The sequence below is a fragment of the Acinetobacter sp. YH12155 genome, from assembly GCF_013418255.1.
GTDB classification, from domain to species: Bacteria; Pseudomonadota; Gammaproteobacteria; order Pseudomonadales; family Moraxellaceae; genus Acinetobacter; species Acinetobacter indicus.
This window is the reverse complement of the sequence record NZ_VPCK01000001.1, coordinates 42977-64170: the sequence shown is the minus strand read 5'-3', so window position 1 is coordinate 64170 and position 21194 is coordinate 42977. Positions and strand designations below refer to the sequence as shown.

Sequence of the window (21194 nt, the reverse complement as noted above, 5' to 3'; positions counted from 1 at the left end):
TTGTGAAATAGATCAATTATTTTTATTTTTGGCTGATAATGATAAAGGAACAAAGAATGGATAAACCGACAATTATTTTGTCTGAACAAGACTTGCACCGTTTAGAAACCATGCTTGAACATCAGTCTAAACTTACCCCGACCATGGAACATCTGGAAGATGAGCTGGCGCGTGCCGAAGTGGTTGCACCGCAAGATGTGCCAAGCAATGTGGTGACCATGAATGCGCGTGTGCTGGTGACCATCGCACCTTTCCCGGAACCGACCGAAATTACTTTGGTGTATCCGCATGACTTCCGTGGTGATAAAGGCCAGGTCAATGTTTTGGCGCCGGTGGGAGCTGCCATTTTGGGTCTGGCTGAAGGGCAGGAAATTGAATGGCCACAACCAGATGGCCATATTATGAAAGTCCGTATTGATAAAGTGTTGTATCAGCCGGAACGTGAAGGTGATTATTTATAATCTCCGCTGCGTGAAAAATTAAAGCCCTCAGTTGAGGGCTTTTGTGTCTTTGCAGTTTGGCTTAAAAATTTGATAAGTATGCGCGAAAAGGAGAGGATTCACTCTCTGTCATTGATCAGTAAAATATTGTTAATTTTAAATATTCCGCTTTTACTGCATTTGCAAAAAGCTACAGCTTGCTTTATATAAAAGTCTTAGTATAAAAAATGATTTGATCAAGCTGATGATGTTATGCCGCAAATAGATGTGTTAGAACCATTAACAGAGCTGGAGCTGAACCGGGATACCATTCTCTCGATCAAGCGTCATGAGCTGGTGCCGGTATTAAGTGACCAGTACAAATTAAATCATTATGCCGATGCCCTCATTCAGTCGCAGGCAGTGCTGTTAAACGGGATTGATCCGCACATGACCCAGCAGCTCAGTCAAACCATTGAAGAATTGATCCGCATGCTGGCAGATTCCAAAAAATATCTGAAAAAACGCAAATTTAATGCGCTGCAAAAATGGCTGGGGATTGATCTGGAATATGGTTCCAGTCAGGTGGAATATTATAAAAAGCTGGACCGCTTACTCGATCAGGCCAATCATTTAAGCCAGAAATTACAGATCGAAATTCAGAAATCTCAAGCGCGTTTTCAGCAGTTACGTGGCTTAAGAGAGCAGATGGCGCAGCATATTGTCGCCGCTGAAGAATTTTTGACTGAATATCCAAGTTTTGTGAAACATCAACATCCTTTAGATAACTTCTCGGAACGATTATCTAAAAAAATAAATACACTGCGCACACTGCAGGCAAGTAATGATATTGCCATTACCCAGATGCAGCTGAGCCAGCAGCTGTCATTTACCTTGTTGGACCGGTTTAAGGAGGCGCAGCAGGTGCTGATTCCGGCCTGGCAATATCATGTCAAACAAAGTCAGCAAAGCAGCTCGACAAGTGAGCTGGAAAAGCTTGATAATAGTCGGGAAAATCTGATTAAAACGCTAAAAAAATCACTCGAAAACAGCTCTAAATAGAATCAAATATAAGGTGACGTATGACCCATCCTGAACAGGTAAATGCCGTGGTAGAAGCCACAACCGAAGAAAATCAGCAGAAATTCCAGGCACTCAATTTACAGGAAATTGGCTTGCAGCCATCCGATTTCAATGAGGTCATGGCCGCGCGTAAAGAACTGGCCGACTTAAGCCATAATTCGGTGGCGGAATATGGGAAAAATATTGCCACCAAAACTTCGACTTATACTGATGAACTGCTTCATCTGGTGCAGAATAAAGATCTGGATGCGACCGGGCAAAAGCTGAATCAGGTGGTACAGGTGGCGCAGCAGTTAAATACCAGCAGTATTCTCAACAAATCGAAAAGCTCCGGTTTTTTTGGCAGCCTGATCAGCAAGTTTAAAGGTGCCAAGCAGAATTTTGACCAGCACTTTAACAGCACCAAAGAACAGATTGATGTACTGGTCAAGGAAATTGAAACCTCGCAAAACGGCTTAAAAACCCGTGTCGATACCCTGGATAAAATGTTTGAAGGCGTGCAGGAAGAATATAAACAGCTAGGGATTTATATTGCCGCTGGTCAGCTCAAACAGCAGGAAATTCAGCAGCAGATTGGCCAGTTAACCACGCAGGAGCAGGACCAGAGTACCACCCAGAAAGTTTATGATCTAAATCATCTGGCCAATAATCTGGAAAAACGCGTCAGTGATTTACAGGTGTTGCAGCAATCGGCCATGCAGACCTTGCCGATGATCCGGATTATCCAGTCCAATAACCTGATGCTGGTCGACAAGTTTTATGCGATTAAAAACATTACCTTACCGGCCTGGAAAAACCAGATTAGTCTGGCAATTTCCTTAAGTGAGCAAAAGAACAGTGTGCAGCTGGCCAACAGTATTGATGATGCCACCAATGAGCTGCTACGCCGTAATGCCGACCTGCTGCATCAGAACTCGGTCGATACCGCCAAAGCCAACCAGCGTTCAGTGATTGATATTGAAACGCTTGAACATGTGCAAAACACCCTCATTAAAACAGTCAATGATGTGATTCAGGTGCAAAAAGAGGGAATGCAAAAGCGTGCTGAAGCAACCACGCGTTTACGTGTGCTGCAAGATAACCTGAATCATCTGGTGCTTGAATCAAGTTCAAGCGGTTCCAATCCTTCCTGAGTAAACGCTGGCTCGGGAGTATTGCAAGCGTAAGGAGAATACATTGCCCTTAGATGATTATGCGGTACCGACCGAGCACATCAATAGCGGTGTGCTGGCGCTGAAAAAGCGTCAGCGCAATCTGATGGTGCTGGGTATTACTTCCAGCACGGTGTTTATTGCCTCCATTATTGCTTTTTTTGTACAGCAAGATTTTGTCTATGGCTTTTTTGGCCTGACCACGCAGGTTGAACAGCTGCACATTCCCTTAAGTGTTGATGCAAACCTGGCGATTTTAGAGCAGCAACCGGATTATTTTCTGGGGCTGTTGTCCTGGTTTGGCTGGCTGTTTCTGAAATTATTGCTGTCGTTTATTGGCGCCTTTTTTGTGGTGCATTTTCTCAAGAAAATCCGCTTTTTCTATGTGCGCTTTCAGTCCTTTATCCTGAAGTTTGTCGGCTGGCTAATTGCCTTTATCGTGCTGTGGTCAGGTCTGACCTATCTGCAATATGACCTGAAAAATGATGATTATGATGCGCAGCAAAAAATTGTCTATTATGACAAACAGCTGGCAGAAAGTGAGCTGGCGCGTTATCTGGCAGATGCACCGCTGGATACACCCGTCAAATCCTATTTGCTGGCGCAAACCGCTTTGTTGCATCAACCACCGGATAAAGCCGCAGCCATTCCGCATGTGTTAAATCTGGTCAAAGCAGAGCAGCAGAATCCGGACTTTATTCAATATGGCTTTAAACCGGAACAGCTCTGGTCAATGCAGCAACAGGTCTATGGCAAAACCCTGACCCCAATGGCAGAAAGCGTGAATAAACAGGTGATTCAAGCCGAGCGTTTAAGCCAGTTTGTACAGATTCTGGTGATTGCAGCGGCGATTGTGTCGGCCATTTTCAGCCTGATTTTCTTTGTGTTGGCACAGAGTTTTAAAAAGCGAGCATTAAGAATTGAGCAGCGGATTTTTTAATGCTGATGATGAGGCTCCTGTGGGAGTCTTTTTCTGGTAGATGATTTTTATCGCGTTGTTACAATTTAGATTGATCTATCCATAAAAGATAATGATTTGTAAAAGCGATCATTAATATAAAAACAAACTGTTTTATCTATTTTTAAATTTGGCCTATGATAGCGGTATTGAAAAATTTGACTCCTTAGGAGACGTTAGCAATGTTAGATCAAAATACTACAGCCCAATTAAAAGCCTTATTAGAACGCCTTGAAGGTCCAATCGAATTAGTGGCTACTTTAGATAGCTCTGACAAATCAGACAAAATCAAAGAACTGGTAACTGAAATTGCCGCCCTGTCTGATCAGGTGACTGCACGCTTCGATGGTAACAACAAACGTGCACCAAGCTTTGGTGTCGCCAAAGCCGGTGAACAGCCACGTGTATTCTTCGCAGGCTTGCCAATGGGTCATGAATTCACTTCTTTGATTCTGGCATTGTTACAAACTTCAGGTTATGCACCAAAAGTGTCTGATGAAGTATTAGCTTCTATTAAAGACTTGGGCATCCAATCGGACTTTGATGTGTTTGTATCGTTAAGCTGTCACAACTGTCCAGATGTGGTGCAGGCATTGAACCTGATTGCGATTTACAACCCCGGCACTACTGCCACCATGATTGATGGTGCATTCTTCCAGGATGAAGTGGAAGAACGCAAAATCATGGCGGTACCGATGGTATTCCAGGACGGTAACCACATCGGTCAGGGTCGTATGACACTGGAAGAAATCATTGCCAAATTAGACACCAACTCTGCAGCCAAAGAAGCTGAAAAGTTAAATGCCAAAGCGGCCTTTGATGTACTGGTGATTGGTGGTGGTCCTGCTGGAAACACTGCAGCGATTTATGCAGCACGTAAAGGCATTAACACCGGTATCGTGGCGGAACGTTTTGGCGGTCAGGTGATGGACACCATGGACATTGAAAACTTCACTTCAATCAAGAAAACCCAAGGTCCAAAATTTGCCGCTGAAATGGAAGCACACGTACGTGAATACGGCGTCGACATCATGAACCTGCAACGTGTATCTGACATTAAAGGTGCAGATGAAACAGCCAACGGTTTAGTTGAAGTGACCTTGGAAAACGGTGCCAAGCTGGAATCGAAAACTGTGGTGCTTTCAACCGGTGCACGCTGGAGAGAGATGAACGTTCCGGGTGAAGCAGAATACCGTACCCGTGGTGTGGCGTATTGCCCGCACTGTGATGGTCCTTTATTCAAAGGCAAACGTGTTGCAGTCATTGGTGGGGGTAACTCGGGTGTAGAAGCGGCGATTGACTTGGCCGGTATTGTTGAGCATGTGACACTGGTGGAATTTGATACCAAATTACGTGCGGACCAGGTATTGCAAGATAAACTGAACAGCTTGCCCAACACCACTGTCATCAAAAATGCACTTTCAACAGAAGTGGTCGGTGATGGTTCACAAGTGACAGCGCTGAAATATAAAGACCGTGCAACAGACGAAGAGCATACGGTTGAACTGGCAGGGATCTTTGTACAGATCGGTTTATTGCCAAATACCGACTTCTTGAAAGACACCCAAGTTGAGCTGAGCAACCGTGGCGAGATTGTGATTAACGATCGCAACGAAACCAATGTCAAAGGTGTATTTGCTGCCGGTGACTGTACTACAGTGCCGTACAAGCAGATCATTATTGCCACAGGTGAAGGCGCGAAAGCATCGTTGTCTGCCTTTGATTACATCATCCGTTCAGGACAGTAAGCAGAATTAGAATAGGGCCTGAGTTCCCCAATACCCAGGCCCTATATGCGGTAAAATATCAAAAAATAGTTATTGTTTTTTTTACAGGAACTGAGATCGCTAACAGCTCAGTTCCTTTTTTTGTTGTACCCCAGTTTTAAGGGTGAAGCAAGTTTAAGTGCTTGAACTTCTCAGTCAGTTCTTCCGGGCTTTCCCGGTGTTCAGGATGCGGCACAATACATTCAATCGGGCATACCGCAACACAGGTTTGATGATCATAAAAACCAACGCACTCGGTGCAGCGGCTGACATCAATCTCGTAGATTTTGTCGCCTTCATAAATGGCATCATTCGGACATTCTGGCAGGCACATATCACAATTGATGCATTTATCGGTAATCAGCAGCGCCATGAGTTAACCTGCCTGATAGGCCAAGGATGATGCTGAAATATCAGCAGTGGAGTTCGGTAAATTACGGATCAGCAGGGCATAGCGCATATCGACATCAGCCGGGACCGGAATTTCCACAATATGACCAGAGCCTTTGGCTTCCTCAATTGAATTGCCTTTTTTGTCTTTGATTTCGGTGAGGATAAAGCTGATATTCCCTTTTGTGGTCATCAGTTCTAAAGAATCACCCACGACAAAACGGTTTTTGACATCAATTTTAATGTAGTCGCCATTGCGCTCCAGCACTTCGCCGCAGAATTGCTGATGATCAAAACTGGATGAACCATTTTCATAGTTTTGATATTCGCTATGCACATGGCGGCGCAGGAAACCTTCGGTATAACCGCGATTGGCCAGACCTTCGAGCTGGGTCATCAAGGATGGATCGAACGGTTTGCCGGCTAAAGCATCATCAATCGCTTTACGGTAAATTTGCGCGGTACGGGCGCAGTAAAAATAGGATTTGGTGCGGCCTTCAATTTTCAGTGAATGTACGCCAATTTTGGTCAGACGTTCTACGTGTTGTACCGCACGCAAATCTTTGGAGTTCATGAAGTAGGTGCCGTGCTCATCTTCTTCGGCGGCAAACATATCTTCTTCATTGCGTTGCAGCAGCACTGGTTCATTAAACTGGTGCTGGGCTTGCATGTGGAGCGCATCGGCATCTTGCGAGCAACAGCCTGCGTCCAGATTTTTTACCGGAATTACATCACCGGTTTCATCCTCGGCGGCATCCAGCACTTTGTATTCCCAGCGGCAGGCATTGGTGCAGGCACCCTGGTTGGCATCGCGTTTGTTCATATAGCCTGATAGCATGCAGCGTCCCGAATAGGCCATGCACAGGGCACCATGTACAAACACCTCAATTTCCATATCGGGAACTTGGGTTTTGATTTCTTCAATTTCCTCAATGGACAGTTCGCGCGACAGAATCACCCGGGTCAGGCCCATATTTTTCCAGAACTTGACCGTAGCCCAGTTGACCGCATTGGCCTGTACCGACAGGTGGATGTCCATGTGCGGGAAGTGTTCACGCACCATCATGATCAGGCCCGGATCGGACATGATTAGCGCATCAGGCTGCATGGCCACGACTGGCTCAAGATCACGGATAAAGTTTTTCAGTTTGGAGTTATGCGGCTGGATGTTGACCACCACATAGAATTTTTTGCCTAATTCATGTGCTTCTTGAATGCCGATGGCCAGATTGTCATGATCAAACTCGTTATTCCGGACACGCAAACTATAACGCGGCTGCCCGGCATACACGGCATCTGCTCCATAGGCAAAGGCATAGCGCATATTTTTTAAAGAACCGGCAGGAGAGAGAAGTTCGGTAACGGAATGAAGATGCATGATCAATCAAAAAGGCGTAAAAAAATTGTGGCTTTATTGTAGGGATAAAATTTTTCGATTCAACCTAGTAAAAAACTCGGGATTATCAGGCACTCAGCCTGCTAGCGCTGAGAGATGAGCGGCAGCAGGTGAGAGGAAAATGAGTTAATTGACACGCTGACCGTGTTCATTAATTACCAGTTCTCCATCTTCTTTACGGAAGGCCTTGAGCTGCGGCTGGGTCAGTAAATCCAGTACCAGTTCAGAAGGTCGGCACAGTTTAACGCCGCGTTCAGTCACCACAAAAGGACGGTTAATCAGCAGTGGATGTTGTACCATCAAAGCAATCAGTTCTGCATCGCTCAGATCACGCTCAGCCAGTTGCAGGGTTTCATACGGCGTTACATTTTGACGGATCGCCTCGTGTACACTTAAACCGGCCTGCTGAATCATGTCAGCCAGCACTTCGGCTGTTGGTGGATTTTTTAAGTATTCAATAATTTCAGGTTCTTGTCCGGTATTACGGATTAAGGCCAAAGTGTTGCGCGAAGTGCCGCAGTCAGGATTGTGAAAGATTTTAATTGGAGCCGCCATAGTGCTAAAACTCAGGTAAAAGAGGGATATTGCTTTTATATATGGATATACGTATATTCGCAAGTATAAATATGGGGAAGCTGTATGAATCAAACTGATTTTTTTAAATGCCTGTCCGATCCGACCCGTCTGGATATTTTGAAACTGGTGCTGGCCAAACAGAATATTTGTGTCTGCGAGCTGACCGAGGCATTAAATTTAAGCCAACCTAAAATTTCCCGTCATTTGGCTTTGCTGAGAAATTTATCGGTTTTACTGGACCAGCGTCAGGGGCAGTGGGTGTATTACCGCCTGAATCCAGATTTACCCGAGTGGGCAGTGAGTGTGCTGAATATTATCGCGGAGCAAGATGTCAGTCCGATGAATTCGCTGACAGCAACGCTTTCAAGTTATTGTGAGTAAAACCATGAAATTCCTCTTCTTATGTACCGGAAATAGCTGCCGCAGCATTTTATCTGAAGTGTTATTTAACAGTCGTGCTCCAGAAGGCTGGACAGCCTATAGCGCCGGCAGCAAACCGACCGGTCGTGTCCATCCTCTGACGTTAAAGACGCTGGAAAATCTGGGCCTGTCGACTGAAGGGCTCTCCAGTAAAAGTATTGATGACTGTGAGCAGTATCAGCCCGATGTGGTGATTACCGTATGTGATGCGGCTGCCCAAGAAGCCTGTCCTTTGTATTTGGGCGGCGCGATTAAAGCGCATTGGGGACTTGCCGATCCATCGCATCTGGATTTGCCGGAAGCAGCCAAGTTGCAGGCCTTTTTAGAAACAGTCGCGCATATCAACAAGCGTCTGGATGCACTGTTTGCGTTACAGCCTGAGCAGATGACCCGTCCCGAACTGATTGCTGCCATCAACAATATTTCCCATATCGAGTAAGTCATGGCCAGCACCCGCAAACTTTCCTTTTTAGACCGCAATCTGACGCTGTGGATTTTTATTGCCATGGCACTCGGAATTGGCATTGGGGTGTATTTCCCGCAGGTGTCGAGCAGTCTGGACCAGATGAGTATGGGCAATGTCAATTTACCAATTGCCATTGGCCTGATTCTGATGATGTATCCACCGCTGGCCAAAGTGGACTATGCCGCTTTACCGCAGATTTTTCAGGATAAACGCACGCTGCTGTTGTCGCTGGTACAAAACTGGCTGATTGCACCGTGTTTGATGTTCGCACTGGCACTGATTTTCCTGCAGCATTATCCGGAATATATGACTGGCCTGATTCTGATTGGACTGGCGCGCTGTATTGCCATGGTACTGGTCTGGAATGATCTGGCCTGTGGCGATAACCAGTATGTCGCTGCCCTGGTGGCCTTTAACAGTATTTTCCAGATTCTGTTTTTCAGTACCTATGCCTGGTTGTTCTTAAGCGTGTTACCGCCTTATTTTGGTGTGGCCGGTCAGGTGATTGATGTCAGTTTCTGGACCATTACTCATGCGGTATTGGTCTATCTGGGCATTCCATTTTTGCTGGGCTTTCTGACCCGGCTGATTCTGGTGAAAAACAAAGGACTGGACTGGTATCAGCAGCGTTTTATTCCCAAAATCAGTCCACTTAGCCTGCTGGCGCTGCTGTTTACCATTGTCGCCATGTTTAGCCTGAAAGGGGCCGATGTGGTTGGGTTACCTATGGATGTACTGCGCATTGCCATTCCATTGACCATCTATTTTGTATTGATGTTCTTTGTCAGCTTCTTGATGAGCAAGTGGATGGGCAATGACTATCCACGTACCACGGCCATTTCTTTTACCGCGGCCGGCAATAATTTTGAACTGGCTTTGGCGGTGGCGATTGCAACCTTTGGTCTGGCCTCACCGGTGGCATTTACCACCATTATTGGCCCGCTGGTGGAAGTGCCTGTGTTAATTGCCCTGGTGAGTGTCTCGCTGTGGCTGAAACGTAAATTTTATGATGGAACAGGTGGATGATGTCACTTCCCAATCTTGATGTAGACTTAATTGAACAGCCGAGTTTTGAGCAGGTTCAGGCCAAAGCATTGCCGCATCCGCCGCGAATTTTATTGCTCTATGGTTCAAACCGCGAACGTTCCTATAGCCGTTTGGCGGTGATGGAAGCTGGCCGGATTCTGGAGCACTTCGGTGCCGAAGTTAAAATTTTCCATCCCAAAGGTTTACCGTTACCGGAAGATGGCGATGCTTCACATCCTAAAGTTCAGGAATTGCATGAATTGCTGGCCTGGGCAGAAGGTATGGTCTGGTGCAGCCCGGAACGTCATGGTGCCATGAGTTCCATTCTGAAAGCACAGATTGACTGGATTCCTTTAGCTGCCGGTGCCATTCGTGCGACCCAAGGTAAAACTCTGGCGCTGATGCAGGTCAGTGGTGGTTCGCAGTCCTTTAATGCGGTGAATCAGATGCGTATTTTAGGGCGCTGGATGCGGATGATCACCATCCCGAACCAATCGTCAATTCCGAAAGCCTTTTTGGAGTTTGATGAAGTTGGACGTATGCAACCCTCTTCCTTATATGACCGGATTGTCGATGTCATGGAAGAGCTGTACAAGTTCACTTTATTGACTCGTGGGCAGGCCAGCTATCTGACCAACCGTTATTCCGAGCGCAAGGAATCGGCTGCGGAACTGTCGAAACGGGTTAATCAGAAGTCGATTTAGGCGTTTCATCGGCCTCTAGCTGTTTTAAAATCTGGCAATGGTCGATAGTGGTTCGGGCATTGCAAGACTGCCGTAATTGCTGCAGTTGCAGCTGAAAATGCTGTAACTCGGCAATTTTGCTTTCGATCTGTACTAAATGATGATCGAGCAGTTCATTTACCGCCTGACAGTCCTGATCGGGCTGCTGTTCCAGTGCAATCAGGTTTTCAATTTCCTTTAAGGATAAATCCAGTGCGCGGCAACGTTTAATAAAAATTAGCCGTTTTAAGGTGTCATCATCATAATAACGATAATTATTTTCGGCCCTTAAGGTGGGTTGGATGAGCGCTTTCTTTTCATAAAAACGCACCGTGTCTGCACTCAGACCGGTTTTTTTGACCAAATCCCGAATCAGATAATGTGCCATGACTTGACCTTGGAGTTAGACCATAGTTTCTAATGAGCATAATACAGTCATAGAAAAATGCAACAGGAGGCTTTATGGCCTGTCAATGTCAGCCTGCACCGGTCAAACCCGATGGCCGTTTTCGTACTGCACTCTGGATTGCCCTGATTATTAATTTGCTGATGTTTGTGGTGGAACTGTTTGGCGGGATGTATGCCCATTCGGCAGCACTCTGGGCCGATGCGCTGGATTTCTTTGGCGATGCCGCCAACTATGCCATTTCACTGGCCGTGCTAGGGATGAGTCTGTACTGGCGTGCCACTGTGGCTTTATTAAAAGGCATTACCATGGCCACGTTTGGCTGTCTGGTGTTGGCCAAAACGGTCTATAACTATATGCAGGGCATTCCCCCGGAAGCGATTACCATGGGGGTAATTGGTGGACTGGCCTTAGTGGCCAACGTAGTGGCAGCCGTGATTCTGTATCGCTTTCGTGATGGCGATTCCAATATGAAATCGGTCTGGCTGTGTAGCCGTAACGATGCGATTGGCAATGTTGCGGTGATTCTGGCTGCGGTCGGTGTATTTGGAACGGGCAGTTTATTGCCGGATATTATTGTCGCGGTGATTATGGCGGGGCTGGGTTTAACTGCGGGTTATCAGGTGATTAAAAAAGCCTGGGCGGAGAGACAGATGAGTGCGACCACCTCCGCTTAATAGGAGTATAACTGAAGCGATCAACGCGAGTAATTTTAGGCGTTGATCGCTTTTTTGTTGATCCATGACAGATTTGTATTCAAAAAAGAAAATTTCATCTTGATGCAAAAAGCTATTTACAAAAGTTAACATATTATTAGAATGAAGCATAAATTTATGTATTTAAAAGATAATTCAAATTATTTACTGAGTTTTTAGTATTTGTGAATTGAGGGTTTAATGAAACTAATTAAATTGTTTTCTATCGTCAGCCTCGTGGCATTGGCGGGATGTAGTTCTAAAGTTATGACCTATGATACCGCAGGAAATTTGATCGGTTCCTGTGTGGCGACACAAGGTTTTATTTTAGGTGCAAAAGCCGTTTGTTATGGTGGGGCAAATTTACAGGGCGTAGATTATTCCAAAATTGATGAACACACCGGTCTATTACCGTCTGTGCCGAAGTCCAACCAGATTACATTGCAACACGATTAATTTTTTTAGAGGGGTAATATCATGAAATTTTTTAATTTAATCACGCTAACTGCTGCTATTTTAATGACAGGTTGTGCCTCAAAAGTGACGACCTATGATTCAAATGGCCGTATGATCGGTTCATGTGAAGCACAAACAGGTTTTGTTATTGGCGGTGGTGCTCACTGTGAAGGGCATGCTAATCAGGAAGGGCGTAGCACTCGCTAAATTAGAGAAATAAAAAACCGGTCAATCTGACCGGTTTTTTTAGTTCTGGAAAAGCTTATTTTTCCACGAATGCACGTTCAATCACGTAATCGCCTAAAACGCCCATACGTGGTGATTCTTTTAAGCCGTGTTGATCAAGCAGCGCAGCAACATCATCCAGGAAGGCTGGGCTACCACACAGCATCGCGCGGTCAGTTTCCGGGTTAAAACGTGGTAAACCGATTTTCTCGAACAATTGACCAGATTCAATTGCAGTGGTGACACGACCTTGAGTATGGAAATCTTCACGTGTTACCGTTGGATAATAAACCAGTTTTTCTTTCGCGCCCAGTTCCGAGAAGAATTCGTGGTTTGGAATTTCGTTCAGAATCAGGTCCTGATACGCCAGTTCAGAAATATAACGTGTACCATGAACAACAATGATTTTTTCAAAACGTTCATAGGTTTCCGGATCACGAATCACCGACAGGAACGGTGCAAGACCGGTACCTGAAGACAGCAGGTATAAGTTTTTACCCGGATTTAAGTCATCGAGTACCAGAGTTCCGGTTGGTTTGCGAGAAACCAGCAGTTCATCGCCCACTTTAACTTTTTGCAAAATCGAGGTTAATGGACCATCTGGCACTTTAATCGAGAAGAATTCCAGCTCTTCTTCATAGTTGGCACTTGCAATCGAATATGCACGCATCAAAGGCTTACCATTCACTTCAAGACCGATCATTACAAATTGACCGTTTTTAAAACGCAGTGCAGTGTCACGAGTCGTTTTAAAAGAGAATAAAGTGTCATTCCAGTGGTGGACGTGAGTAATCTTTTCGACGTTAAAAGCAGCCATTAAAGGTCTCAATAAATTATCAAATTAGAACAGGTTGCTATTCTAATCTAAATTCATACTCGATAAACTGAATATATTTAATTGAGCTTATCAAAAAAAGTGATTATGACTGATCTGACCTTGCCCATTATCGGGATTATGAAATCTCCTTATAAAGAAAAGTTTGGCATCCCGCGTCAGCCTAATTTGGTACAGGTTGAAAGCTATATTGAAATGACCGGTCCATATAATGATTTACTCGCATTTGAAGGCATCGAAGAGTTTAGTCATCTCTGGTTAGTCTGGCAGTTTCATGACAATAAAAATCAGCGGAGCCAGCAATTTCGTCCGCAGGTTCGTCCACCCCGTTTAGGCGGAAACCAGAAAATCGGGGTGTTTGCGACACGTAGTATGTACCGTCCTGCACCCATTGGTTTATCTGTGGTAAAGCTTAAAGAAGTTAGAAAAGTAGGGAAATCGATACGTGTATATGTGAATGGCAGTGATTTATTAGATGGTACTCCGATTGTAGATATTAAACCTTATATTCAATATTCGGATTCAGTGATTGATGCGCAAAGCGGTTATGCTCAGGACGAACCATCACGTAAGCCCGTGATTTGGAGTAAGGACGCTGAACAGCAAAAAAAATTATTATTAGAAAAAGGAAAAATATCTGCTCAATTGCTAGAAGAACTTGAAGCCGTTTTATCTCTCGATCCTAGGCCGGCATATCAGGATGATGAGAACCGGGTTTATGGAATGAAGTTTGCGGACTTGGATGTGAAATTTAAAGTTACTTTAGCTGATATCGTAGTCGATCAGTTAATTTTTTGAATTTTTAAAATGAAATACTGATTTAAAAATAGGAACCTCAACTAAATTGGAGTTCCTATTTAATATTAAGATACAGCACTCGAAGTACTTTATATCAAGTTGTTACGAGTATTTTTTAATTTGCTTTCTTAATTCTTCAGATGCAGTATTATTAAATAAAGTGCATGCATTTTCTTGTAAAGTTGCATATTCCTGTAGAGCTGGTTTGTCCTGAGCAGATGCTGAATTAACCAGTGCTTTAGATGCAGTTAAAATATTTTTGATATTGTATTCTTCTCCAGCTGGATGATAATCAACTTCATAATATTTGCTCTTATATTCAGCTAATCCCCATTGCTGATCTTCTCTAAGATCTAGATATGCTATAGCATCCTTAAAAGTATGTTTGGCATATTTATTGTCTTTTGAAATATCAGCCCATTCAAGTTTCAAATAATCTTGTACATAATCTTCAAGTGAATATTTATATAACTCAATATATTTTTGTGAGTTATCAATAGTTTGGAATTGAATACAAGTAGATCCGGTAGGGAAGGTTGAATTAGAAAGTGCTCGATAAAAATCTTCCCCTTTTTCTCCCATAGGGTAGGTATCGAGTAAATTATATTTTAAATTGATATAATGCTCTGGACTGAGGATTTGAGCAATATTTTTACCACTAATATCAAAGACCTTGAATGTAAGTGTACTGCTTAATCCTGTGGAATTAATTGGAGAATATGGAACTTGCTTCCAAGTGGTTGCATTAGCCGTAATAGTCCCTTGCAATTTGCCATAGGTCGCATGTGTAGAACCGTGATCATATAATCCATTTTCAGTTAGATAGAAAGTTTCACTTTCATCCCAGCCTGTTGTCTCATCAACTTTAATATAGACATTCCCTTGATCAAAGGTTAGCTGTTCAATTTCATAATTTAGATCCGAGTCGGAATATTCATCAATATAGAATGATGACCATTGTTGGAAGTCAGGTTTTGTAAGGGTAGTATTTCCAGTTCCAGTTCCAGTTCCAGTTCCAGTTCCAGTTCCAGTTCCAGTTCCAGGGTTTGAATCAGAAGAAGAGGAGCCCCCACCACAAGCACTTAGCATGAATGCACTAAAAATTGCGAGTGATAAATTCTTAAATTTCATAAAAATCCCTATAAAAAATCGTAGTAATAAAATTGTTTTTTAAAATAAAGCAGACTAATTATAGCGAATAAATATAAAAATTAAATTTGCAAAATATATAAAAATTAACTATTTAAATATACTTAACAATCAAAATACCATCCACCACAAAATACCAATCAACACCGCCATATGCAAAATCTGTACTGGCGCAAAGTACAGGGAAAATTTGAAACCACCTGTTACAGCAGCATTGACTGACTTGGCTACAGCATGTGCGCCCAGCCCCAAAAGCAGGGCATAGATCAGCCGGGTATTGGATGGATCTCCTTGAATGACCACGCTTGCCATTGCGGCATGAATTTCAAATAAGGATGCAAATAAAGTACCAGCAAGAAGACCAGCATTGCCCAGTAATATTTCCAGACCGTAAACTCCAGCCTGAATCAGGGTTAATGCAGCAGCGATAATCACAGCTTCTTTGAGACTAAACATTTTACTATCAGAAGATTCTGGAGACTCCTGATTTTTAGCAGGTTCAGCTTTATGTAATAATACAAATGCACATGCAGCCAGAATAAGCATAGCCACCAATGAAGGTAGGAGCAGAATTTTTAGCCAATCCCAGGAAACGCCTCCCACTACAATAAACAATAGAACTAATGTCGAAATGCAGGACATCAGGGCAGCACCAGCATTGGATTTTGCATCCATTTCACCTTTGCGCACCTGTATCCCTAATTGAGCAATAGTGGCTGTACTGGAAACAAAACCCGAGGCAATTGAAGACAATATCAAGGCATTTTTAGTCGAGAAGAAACGTTTAGCGATATGTGCCAAAGCTTGAACTACCAGAATCAGAGTTACTAATTTTAAAATCAGATAAGGGTTCAGCACTTCACCCCATAAAGGCCGGTCAGGGGTTAGCGGTAAACCAATCAGAATCAAGGCTAATAATAGTAATCCATCCCTAAATTCAGCCTCAGTAATCCACTGTCCGGCAATATTATGCATAGAGTGTTTGGCCATTAAAATTATCGTGATCAGAACTGCTAGTCCTGCAGCCAGAGGAATATTCCACAGACAAATCGCCCCAATAAAATAGGTCATGATAAAGGCCAATTCGGTGGTCGCACCCGGGTCTTCAACCTGATTTTTAAGCGAAAACAGCCCAACTCCGCCAATAATCACGGCCCCGACAATACCAAAAACTGGCCCTAGCAAAAAGCAGATCGCACCGAGCAAGGCACACACGGCAAAGGTGCGCACCCCGGCAAAATGATGGTTGGCTTCATTGTGCTTGCTGCGTTCACGTTCCAGACCAATTAACAGGCCACAGCCAAGTGCGGCTGCAAGCATAGTCATCAGCTCCTGAAAAGAGGTACTCAAGATTGAAGGGGCAGTTAAAAATTCCATCTTTATATCCCGCGGCAGTGGGGCGACGTCTCCATCATATAATTGATTCTGTGAAGATTGCTATGCGGAACTGTATGTTTAATTTGCAGGAGCTGAGCTTGATGCGTATCTGCATCAGATTTTCCAGTGGCAAAGGCAGGCGGGAAAAATAAACTCTGCTATAGTGTGCTGATGTTGGGGGAACAAAAACAATGAATTTTAATTTTGAAATTGATACCACCTGGTGTTTAGAGCAATTATTAAAAGATGGCCGGATCAGCGAACGCGATAAAATGCTGGTACAGACCACGCATCGCCAGCGTGAGCAGCTGAAATGGCATCCGTTGCAATGGATTGCAAACTTTAATTTGGTCGATCAAAGCCATCCTCAAACCACTTTAACGCTCAACCGTTTATGCCAGTGGCTGGCTGATAAAGCAGGCTTACCATTTTATATTATTGATCCGTTAAAGGCCGATGTGGCTGCTTTAACCGCGGTGATGTCTCAGGAATTTGCCCTGCGCAATAAAATTCTGGCAGTAGAGATTCAGCCCGATGCGGTGTTCATTGCCACCGATCAGCCGTTTATGACCGACTGGGTCGCCAATTTAGAACACAGTTTATTGCCGCGTAAAATCCAGCGCGTGCTGCTGAGTCCAGAGCAGTTACAGCGCTATCTGGTGGAATATTATCAGGTCAGTCGTGCGGTCAGCGGTTCACAAAAAGCTGCGGCACATGACCGTGAAAATAAAGGCGTCGAAGCCTTATTACAGCTGGGCGATACCCAAAACCCCGATGCCAATGACCAGCATATTGTTAAACTGGTGGACTGGGTGCTGCAGTTTGCCTTTGAACAGGGTGCCAGTGATATTCATCTGGAACCACGTAAAGACAAGGGGAAAATCCGTTTCCGGATTGATGGCGTACTGCATACCATTTATAACATGCCGGCCAATACCTTAACTGCGGTCATTTCACGGATTAAAATTCTCGGCCGCATGAATGTGGCAGAAAAACGCAAACCCCAAGATGGCCGTTTAAAAACCCGTACTCCCAAAGGGCAGGAAACCGAATTGCGTCTCTCCACTTTACCGACAGCCTTTGGTGAAAAACTGGTGATGCGTATTTTTGACCCGGAAGTGCTGGTACGCAGTTTCCAGCAGCTTGGTTTTGAAGAACGTCTGTTACAGGGCTGGCAAAGTCTGACCGGTCATAGTCATGGCATTATTCTGGTCACCGGGCCGACCGGTTCGGGTAAAACCACCACGCTGTATTCATCACTGAAGCAGCTGGCCACCGATGAAGTCAATGTCTGTACCATTGAAGATCCGATTGAAATGATTGAGCCGAGCTTTAACCAGATGCAGGTCAATCAGGGCATTGAGCTGGGCTTTGCCGATGGTGTACGCGCGCTGATGCGTCAGGACCCGGATATTATTATGGTTGGGGAGATTCGTGATCAGGATACGGCCAATATGGCCATTCAGGCGGCATTAACCGGTCACCTGGTGTTATCGACCTTGCATACCAATGATGCGCCGTCCAGTCTGACCCGTTTGCATGATTTAGGTGTGCAGCCTTTTTTAACTGCGGCCACCATTCTGGGGGTATTGGCGCAGCGTCTGGTGCGCAAGCTGTGTCCGCATTGCAAACAGGAAGGCATGATTAATGCCAATGAATGGGAACATCTGACGTTTGACTATGTCATGGAGATGCCGGAAAAAGTCTATAAGCCGGTGGGCTGTGAAGCCTGCCGTCAGACCGGTTATAAAGGCCGGATCGGGATTTATGAGTTTATGCCGCTGAGTCTGGACACCAAACAGCTGATTGGTGCCAATGCTGATCTGACCCAGTTACGCCAGCAGGCCAAAAAAGAAGGCATCGAGCCGCTGCGGATTGCCGGGGCGCGTAAAGTCATGGCCGGTATTACCACCTTAGAAGAAGTACTGCGGGTGGTGCCGTTAAACTAAAACCCCAAAAAGTGAAAAATTTTTGAATATGAGGAAATCTTAAGATTCAGCTCATCTTGCTTTGTTTTAATGACTACATCGAAACGAACAACACTGAATGAGGAAAGACAGATGAACCTATTTTCAAAAGCACTTTTAACTGCAGGTCTAGTGGGCGCAACTACATTTGCTGTTGCAGATACCGCAGTGAACCAGTCTGCACTGGCGCAAGCAACCACGGTGAAACAGGCGTTAACCATGAAAGATGACAGCAATGTTCAGCTGAAAGGTTATATCGTAAAAGCCATTGGTGATGAAAAATACCAGTTCCGCGACAGCACTGGCACCATCACAGTAGATATTGATGATGACCTGTGGAATGGTAAAGCGATTTCTGCCAAAACTCCAGTGGTGATTACCGGTGAAGTGGACATCGATTATAAACCATCTAAACGTGTTGAAATTGATGTCGAGCAGGTTCGTTTCTAAGCCGACCTTTTAATCAGATTGATTGCAGCTCCACACAAAACCACATGCTCCATGCATGTGGTTTTTTTGAATCTTGTGAAAAATCAGGCATGATGTAAAAAAAGCTAGAGTAGAACCAATGCGTATTTTACTGGCAGAAGATGACGCCTCTCAGGCAGAAAGTATTAAAACCTGGCTGGAAATGGACGGTTATAACGTCGACTGGGTCGAGCGTGGCAATCATGCCATTTTGGCCATTGAGCAGCATCACTATGATTGTGTGCTGCTGGATCGTGGCCTGCCGGGCAATACCGGCGATGAAATTCTGACCGCTTTGCGCCGTAAACAGTTGGATACCCCGGTGATTTTTATTACCGCCAAAGACAGCATTCAGGACCGGGTCGATGGACTGGATTTAGGCGCCAATGACTATCTGGTCAAGCCTTTTAGTCTGGAAGAACTGTCAGCACGGGTGCGCAGCCAGTTACGTACCCGGCAGACCCAGCCCGATCATCAGATCCGTTTTGCCAATTTGCTGTTAGATACTCAAGCCAAAACCTTAACCCAAGATGGCCATGCGGTGAATTTAACCGCCAAGGAATTCCAGATTCTGTATAAATTAATGCAAAAGCCCGAGCATATCGTAACCCGGGAACAGCTGGAAGAATCGCTGTATGCCTGGGGTGATGAAATTGAAAGCAATGCCATTGAAGTGTTTATTTATCAACTGCGTAAAAAAATTGGCAGCCATTTAATTAAAACCATTCGCGGTTTGGGCTATCGCATGCAGCAGGAACAGGCGTAAATGAAGCAAACGGGTGCGGTTTCTTTACAGAAAACCCTAGTTAAAACCTCGGTACTGAGTTCCATGATTGCCGGCCTGCTGGCACTGGTGCTGTTGTTTGCCGTGTCAATTTATCAGACCATGCAGCTGCAAGATGAAATCATGGATGAAGCGGCCGATATGCTGTTATTGCAGGATATTAGCAGTGGCGCCGGCGAGCAGGTCGATGAACTCACTGAACAGTTCAAGATGCATTATCAGCTGCGACTGGGCCAGCAGACCTTGACCGAAACAGAAGATTTTCCCTTAGCACCAGCTACGATCACACAGCAGGAAGAGGGATTTTCCTTTGTCTGGGCGAATCAGCGTTTATGGCGCGTTTATGTGGCCAGTGATGATGATTTAAGCGTATTGATGACCCAGAAAATGAATGTCCGTTTTCAGGAAATCTGGGCCACCGGTCTGGGCTATGCCGCGATTTTAATTTTACTGTGGCTGATTCAATGGGGCATTGTGCATTTTGCCATTCATAAACAGTTCCGCTCTTTACAGGCCTTATCTGCGCAAATTGCGCAAAAGCATGTGCAGGATCTGAGTCCGGTACAAAGCACCCAGCCAGAATTGCTGGAATTACAGCCGATGGTGCAGCAGTTAAACCGTTTGCTTAGCCGGCTGGAACATTCTTTAGAAGCCGAGCAGCGTTTTACTTCTGACGCCTCACATGAATTGCGTTCGCCGCTTTCTGCCATTCAAATGCGCTTGCAGGTGTTAAAACGCAAATATCAGGATCAGCCGCAATTAGCGGAAGATCTGGCCCAGATTCAGCGCGATGTCAACCGCGGCACTCAGGTACTGGAGAATCTGCTGTTACTGGCGCGTTTAGACCCGGCACATCTGCAAGACTTGCCTATAACCGGGGTTGATTTACAAAAGCTGGTGCTGGATGTGCTCGAGGCCTTGGCACCGTTTAGTCTGGAAAAACAGATTAAACCACGTTTGCAGTTACAGCCGGCGATCATTCAGGCCAGTCCGGAATTGCTATATACCTGTATCCGTAACCTGATCGATAATGCCATCCGCTATGCCACGCAACAGGGTGAGGTGGTGGTCAGTATCACTTGTAAAGCTGAACAGGTGCAGCTGTGTATTGAAAATAATGGCCAAGAGGTTAGTGATGAGGTGTTACAGCGTTTGGGTGAGCGTTTTTATCGGGCGTTGGGCACACAAACCCAAGGCAGTGGTCTTGGCATTTCGATCTGTAAAAAGATTATCAGCTTGCATCAGGGCCAATTGCAGTTTAGCCGCTCGGCTTTGGGTGGTTTACTGGTGAAACTGAGTTTGCCCGGTGTGAAGCAAAAATAACAAAATCGAAAATAACAACATTGAGTTCAATCTTGAGATACGCATGGGCAGTTAAAAAGCAGTATGCGCTGATTCATACTGCTGCTTCCCACGATTATTATTATTCAGATGTTATTCTTATTTGGTGAGAATAAGGCGATTATTACGGGTAAGGCGTAGGCGGTATTCTTCTCCGGCATGCATGATGCGAATTTCACGACCGAGAGCAAACAGGTTATTAGAATGTAACATTGGTAAGGCATGCTGTTGATCTGCATTACGGCTAAACAGGCTAAATGGTGCGTTCATTCCTTCGACTCCGTGGTGTATGTTGAACGATATAAATGATAATCATTATC

At 44.8% G+C, this 21194-nt stretch carries 25 protein-coding genes; 17 read left to right on the top strand and 8 right to left on the bottom strand.

Annotation, left to right across the window (positions count from 1 at the left end; translation table 11 throughout):
* Positions 1 to 56 precede the first annotated feature (56 nt).
* The 5 genes from rnk (at position 57) to ahpF (ending at position 5359) form a co-directional block, all read left to right on the top strand.
* Positions 57 to 461, top strand: coding sequence for a nucleoside diphosphate kinase regulator (gene rnk / locus FTU86_RS00320; RefSeq protein WP_005179090.1), 405 nt, complete (start codon positions 57 to 59; stop codon positions 459 to 461).
* A gap of 231 nt (positions 462 to 692) precedes the next feature.
* Complete coding sequence (locus FTU86_RS00315) at positions 693 to 1481, top strand: tellurium resistance protein (protein ID WP_104510240.1); 789 nt, start codon at positions 693 to 695, stop codon at positions 1479 to 1481.
* Between the two features lie 20 nt (positions 1482 to 1501).
* Positions 1502 to 2635 carry a toxic anion resistance protein gene (locus FTU86_RS00310; RefSeq protein ID WP_180048418.1) on the top strand — a complete coding sequence of 378 codons (1134 nt, stop codon included), beginning with the start codon at positions 1502 to 1504 and terminating at the stop codon, positions 2633 to 2635.
* Positions 2636 to 2678: 43 nt separating this feature from the next.
* On the top strand, positions 2679 to 3593 hold the full coding sequence (locus FTU86_RS00305; RefSeq protein WP_180048419.1) for a hypothetical protein: 915 nt from the start codon (positions 2679 to 2681) through the stop codon (positions 3591 to 3593).
* A gap of 200 nt (positions 3594 to 3793) precedes the next feature.
* A complete protein-coding gene (gene ahpF / locus FTU86_RS00300) occupies positions 3794 to 5359 on the top strand; it encodes an alkyl hydroperoxide reductase subunit F (protein ID WP_075166909.1) in 1566 nt (521 codons plus the stop codon).
* A 136-nt stretch (positions 5360 to 5495) separates the two neighbouring features.
* Here the strand turns inward: ahpF and FTU86_RS00295 are convergent, their stop codons facing one another.
* From FTU86_RS00295 to arsC, 3 genes are all read right to left on the bottom strand, one after another.
* On the bottom strand, positions 5496 to 5750 hold the full coding sequence (locus FTU86_RS00295; protein WP_168407484.1) for a YfhL family 4Fe-4S dicluster ferredoxin: 255 nt from the start codon (positions 5748 to 5750) through the stop codon (positions 5496 to 5498).
* Between the two features lie 3 nt (positions 5751 to 5753).
* Positions 5754 to 7145, bottom strand: a complete 1392-nt coding sequence (gene yegQ, locus FTU86_RS00290; RefSeq protein ID WP_180048420.1) for a tRNA 5-hydroxyuridine modification protein YegQ — start codon at positions 7143 to 7145, stop codon at positions 5754 to 5756.
* A 144-nt stretch (positions 7146 to 7289) separates the two neighbouring features.
* The gene (gene arsC, locus FTU86_RS00285; RefSeq protein WP_016659187.1) at positions 7290 to 7718 is read right to left on the bottom strand and encodes an arsenate reductase (glutaredoxin); all 429 of its coding nucleotides are present in this window, start codon (positions 7716 to 7718) and stop codon (positions 7290 to 7292) included.
* Positions 7719 to 7802: 84 nt separating this feature from the next.
* Between arsC and FTU86_RS00280 the strand changes: the two genes are divergently transcribed.
* From FTU86_RS00280 to arsH, 4 genes are read left to right on the top strand one after another with little or no spacing between them, the layout of a single operon-like run.
* On the top strand, positions 7803 to 8120 hold the full coding sequence (locus FTU86_RS00280; RefSeq protein ID WP_005179068.1) for a metalloregulator ArsR/SmtB family transcription factor: 318 nt from the start codon (positions 7803 to 7805) through the stop codon (positions 8118 to 8120).
* Positions 8121 to 8124: 4 nt separating this feature from the next.
* Positions 8125 to 8598: an arsenate reductase ArsC gene (locus tag FTU86_RS00275; RefSeq protein ID WP_016659186.1), complete on the top strand. Its 474-nt coding sequence runs from the start codon at positions 8125 to 8127 to the stop codon at positions 8596 to 8598.
* A 3-nt stretch (positions 8599 to 8601) separates the two neighbouring features.
* Complete coding sequence (gene arsB, locus FTU86_RS00270) at positions 8602 to 9651, top strand: ACR3 family arsenite efflux transporter (protein ID WP_160241168.1); 1050 nt, start codon at positions 8602 to 8604, stop codon at positions 9649 to 9651.
* The gene (gene arsH / locus FTU86_RS00265) at positions 9651 to 10355 is read left to right on the top strand and encodes an arsenical resistance protein ArsH (protein WP_180048436.1); all 705 of its coding nucleotides are present in this window, start codon (positions 9651 to 9653) and stop codon (positions 10353 to 10355) included. The genes arsB and arsH overlap by 1 nt, the downstream gene beginning before the upstream one ends.
* On the opposite strand, the gene FTU86_RS00260 is transcribed toward arsH, so the two are convergent.
* On the bottom strand, positions 10336 to 10761 hold the full coding sequence (locus FTU86_RS00260) for a MerR family DNA-binding protein (RefSeq protein WP_045794845.1): 426 nt from the start codon (positions 10759 to 10761) through the stop codon (positions 10336 to 10338). The genes arsH and FTU86_RS00260 overlap by 20 nt on opposite strands.
* A 74-nt stretch (positions 10762 to 10835) precedes the next feature.
* On the opposite strand from FTU86_RS00260, the gene FTU86_RS00255 reads away from it, so the two are divergent.
* The 3 genes from FTU86_RS00255 to FTU86_RS00245 all read left to right on the top strand — a co-directional run bounded on the left by FTU86_RS00255 (position 10836) and on the right by FTU86_RS00245 (position 12137).
* A complete protein-coding gene (locus FTU86_RS00255; protein ID WP_016659183.1) occupies positions 10836 to 11456 on the top strand; it encodes a cation transporter in 621 nt (206 codons plus the stop codon).
* Between the two features lie 219 nt (positions 11457 to 11675).
* Complete coding sequence (locus FTU86_RS00250; RefSeq protein ID WP_016659182.1) at positions 11676 to 11930, top strand: hypothetical protein; 255 nt, start codon at positions 11676 to 11678, stop codon at positions 11928 to 11930.
* A gap of 21 nt (positions 11931 to 11951) precedes the next feature.
* Positions 11952 to 12137, top strand: a complete 186-nt coding sequence (locus FTU86_RS00245) for a hypothetical protein (protein WP_016659181.1) — start codon at positions 11952 to 11954, stop codon at positions 12135 to 12137.
* 55 nt (positions 12138 to 12192) lie between these two features.
* Here the strand turns inward: FTU86_RS00245 and FTU86_RS00240 are convergent, their stop codons facing one another.
* The gene (locus FTU86_RS00240; RefSeq protein ID WP_005179053.1) at positions 12193 to 12972 is read right to left on the bottom strand and encodes a ferredoxin--NADP reductase; all 780 of its coding nucleotides are present in this window, start codon (positions 12970 to 12972) and stop codon (positions 12193 to 12195) included.
* 105 nt (positions 12973 to 13077) lie between these two features.
* Between FTU86_RS00240 and tsaA the strand changes: the two genes are divergently transcribed.
* A complete protein-coding gene (gene tsaA / locus FTU86_RS00235; protein ID WP_180048421.1) occupies positions 13078 to 13788 on the top strand; it encodes a tRNA (N6-threonylcarbamoyladenosine(37)-N6)-methyltransferase TrmO in 711 nt (236 codons plus the stop codon).
* Between the two features lie 102 nt (positions 13789 to 13890).
* Here the strand turns inward: tsaA and FTU86_RS00230 are convergent, their stop codons facing one another.
* Positions 13891 to 14919, bottom strand: coding sequence for a hypothetical protein (locus tag FTU86_RS00230; RefSeq protein WP_180048422.1), 1029 nt, complete (start codon positions 14917 to 14919; stop codon positions 13891 to 13893).
* 129 nt (positions 14920 to 15048) lie between these two features.
* Positions 15049 to 16314 (bottom strand): MgtC/SapB family protein, encoded by a 1266-nt coding sequence (locus FTU86_RS00225; protein WP_168414883.1) that lies wholly within the window; start codon positions 16312 to 16314, stop codon positions 15049 to 15051.
* Between the two features lie 191 nt (positions 16315 to 16505).
* Here FTU86_RS00225 and FTU86_RS00220 point away from each other — a divergent pair, with 191 nt between their 5' ends.
* The 4 genes from FTU86_RS00220 to FTU86_RS00205 all read left to right on the top strand — a co-directional run bounded on the left by FTU86_RS00220 (position 16506) and on the right by FTU86_RS00205 (position 20856).
* The gene (locus FTU86_RS00220; protein WP_180048423.1) at positions 16506 to 18263 is read left to right on the top strand and encodes a GspE/PulE family protein; all 1758 of its coding nucleotides are present in this window, start codon (positions 16506 to 16508) and stop codon (positions 18261 to 18263) included.
* Positions 18264 to 18374: 111 nt separating this feature from the next.
* Positions 18375 to 18731, top strand: coding sequence for a NirD/YgiW/YdeI family stress tolerance protein (locus FTU86_RS00215; RefSeq protein ID WP_005179042.1), 357 nt, complete (start codon positions 18375 to 18377; stop codon positions 18729 to 18731).
* Between the two features lie 118 nt (positions 18732 to 18849).
* Positions 18850 to 19515, top strand: coding sequence for a response regulator transcription factor (locus FTU86_RS00210; RefSeq protein ID WP_016659177.1), 666 nt, complete (start codon positions 18850 to 18852; stop codon positions 19513 to 19515).
* On the top strand, positions 19516 to 20856 hold the full coding sequence (locus FTU86_RS00205) for a HAMP domain-containing sensor histidine kinase (RefSeq protein WP_180048424.1): 1341 nt from the start codon (positions 19516 to 19518) through the stop codon (positions 20854 to 20856).
* Positions 20857 to 20973: 117 nt separating this feature from the next.
* Here the strand turns inward: FTU86_RS00205 and hemP are convergent, their stop codons facing one another.
* Positions 20974 to 21144 (bottom strand): hemin uptake protein HemP, encoded by a 171-nt coding sequence (gene hemP / locus FTU86_RS00200; RefSeq protein ID WP_016659175.1) that lies wholly within the window; start codon positions 21142 to 21144, stop codon positions 20974 to 20976.
* Positions 21145 to 21194: the final 50 nt, after the last annotated feature.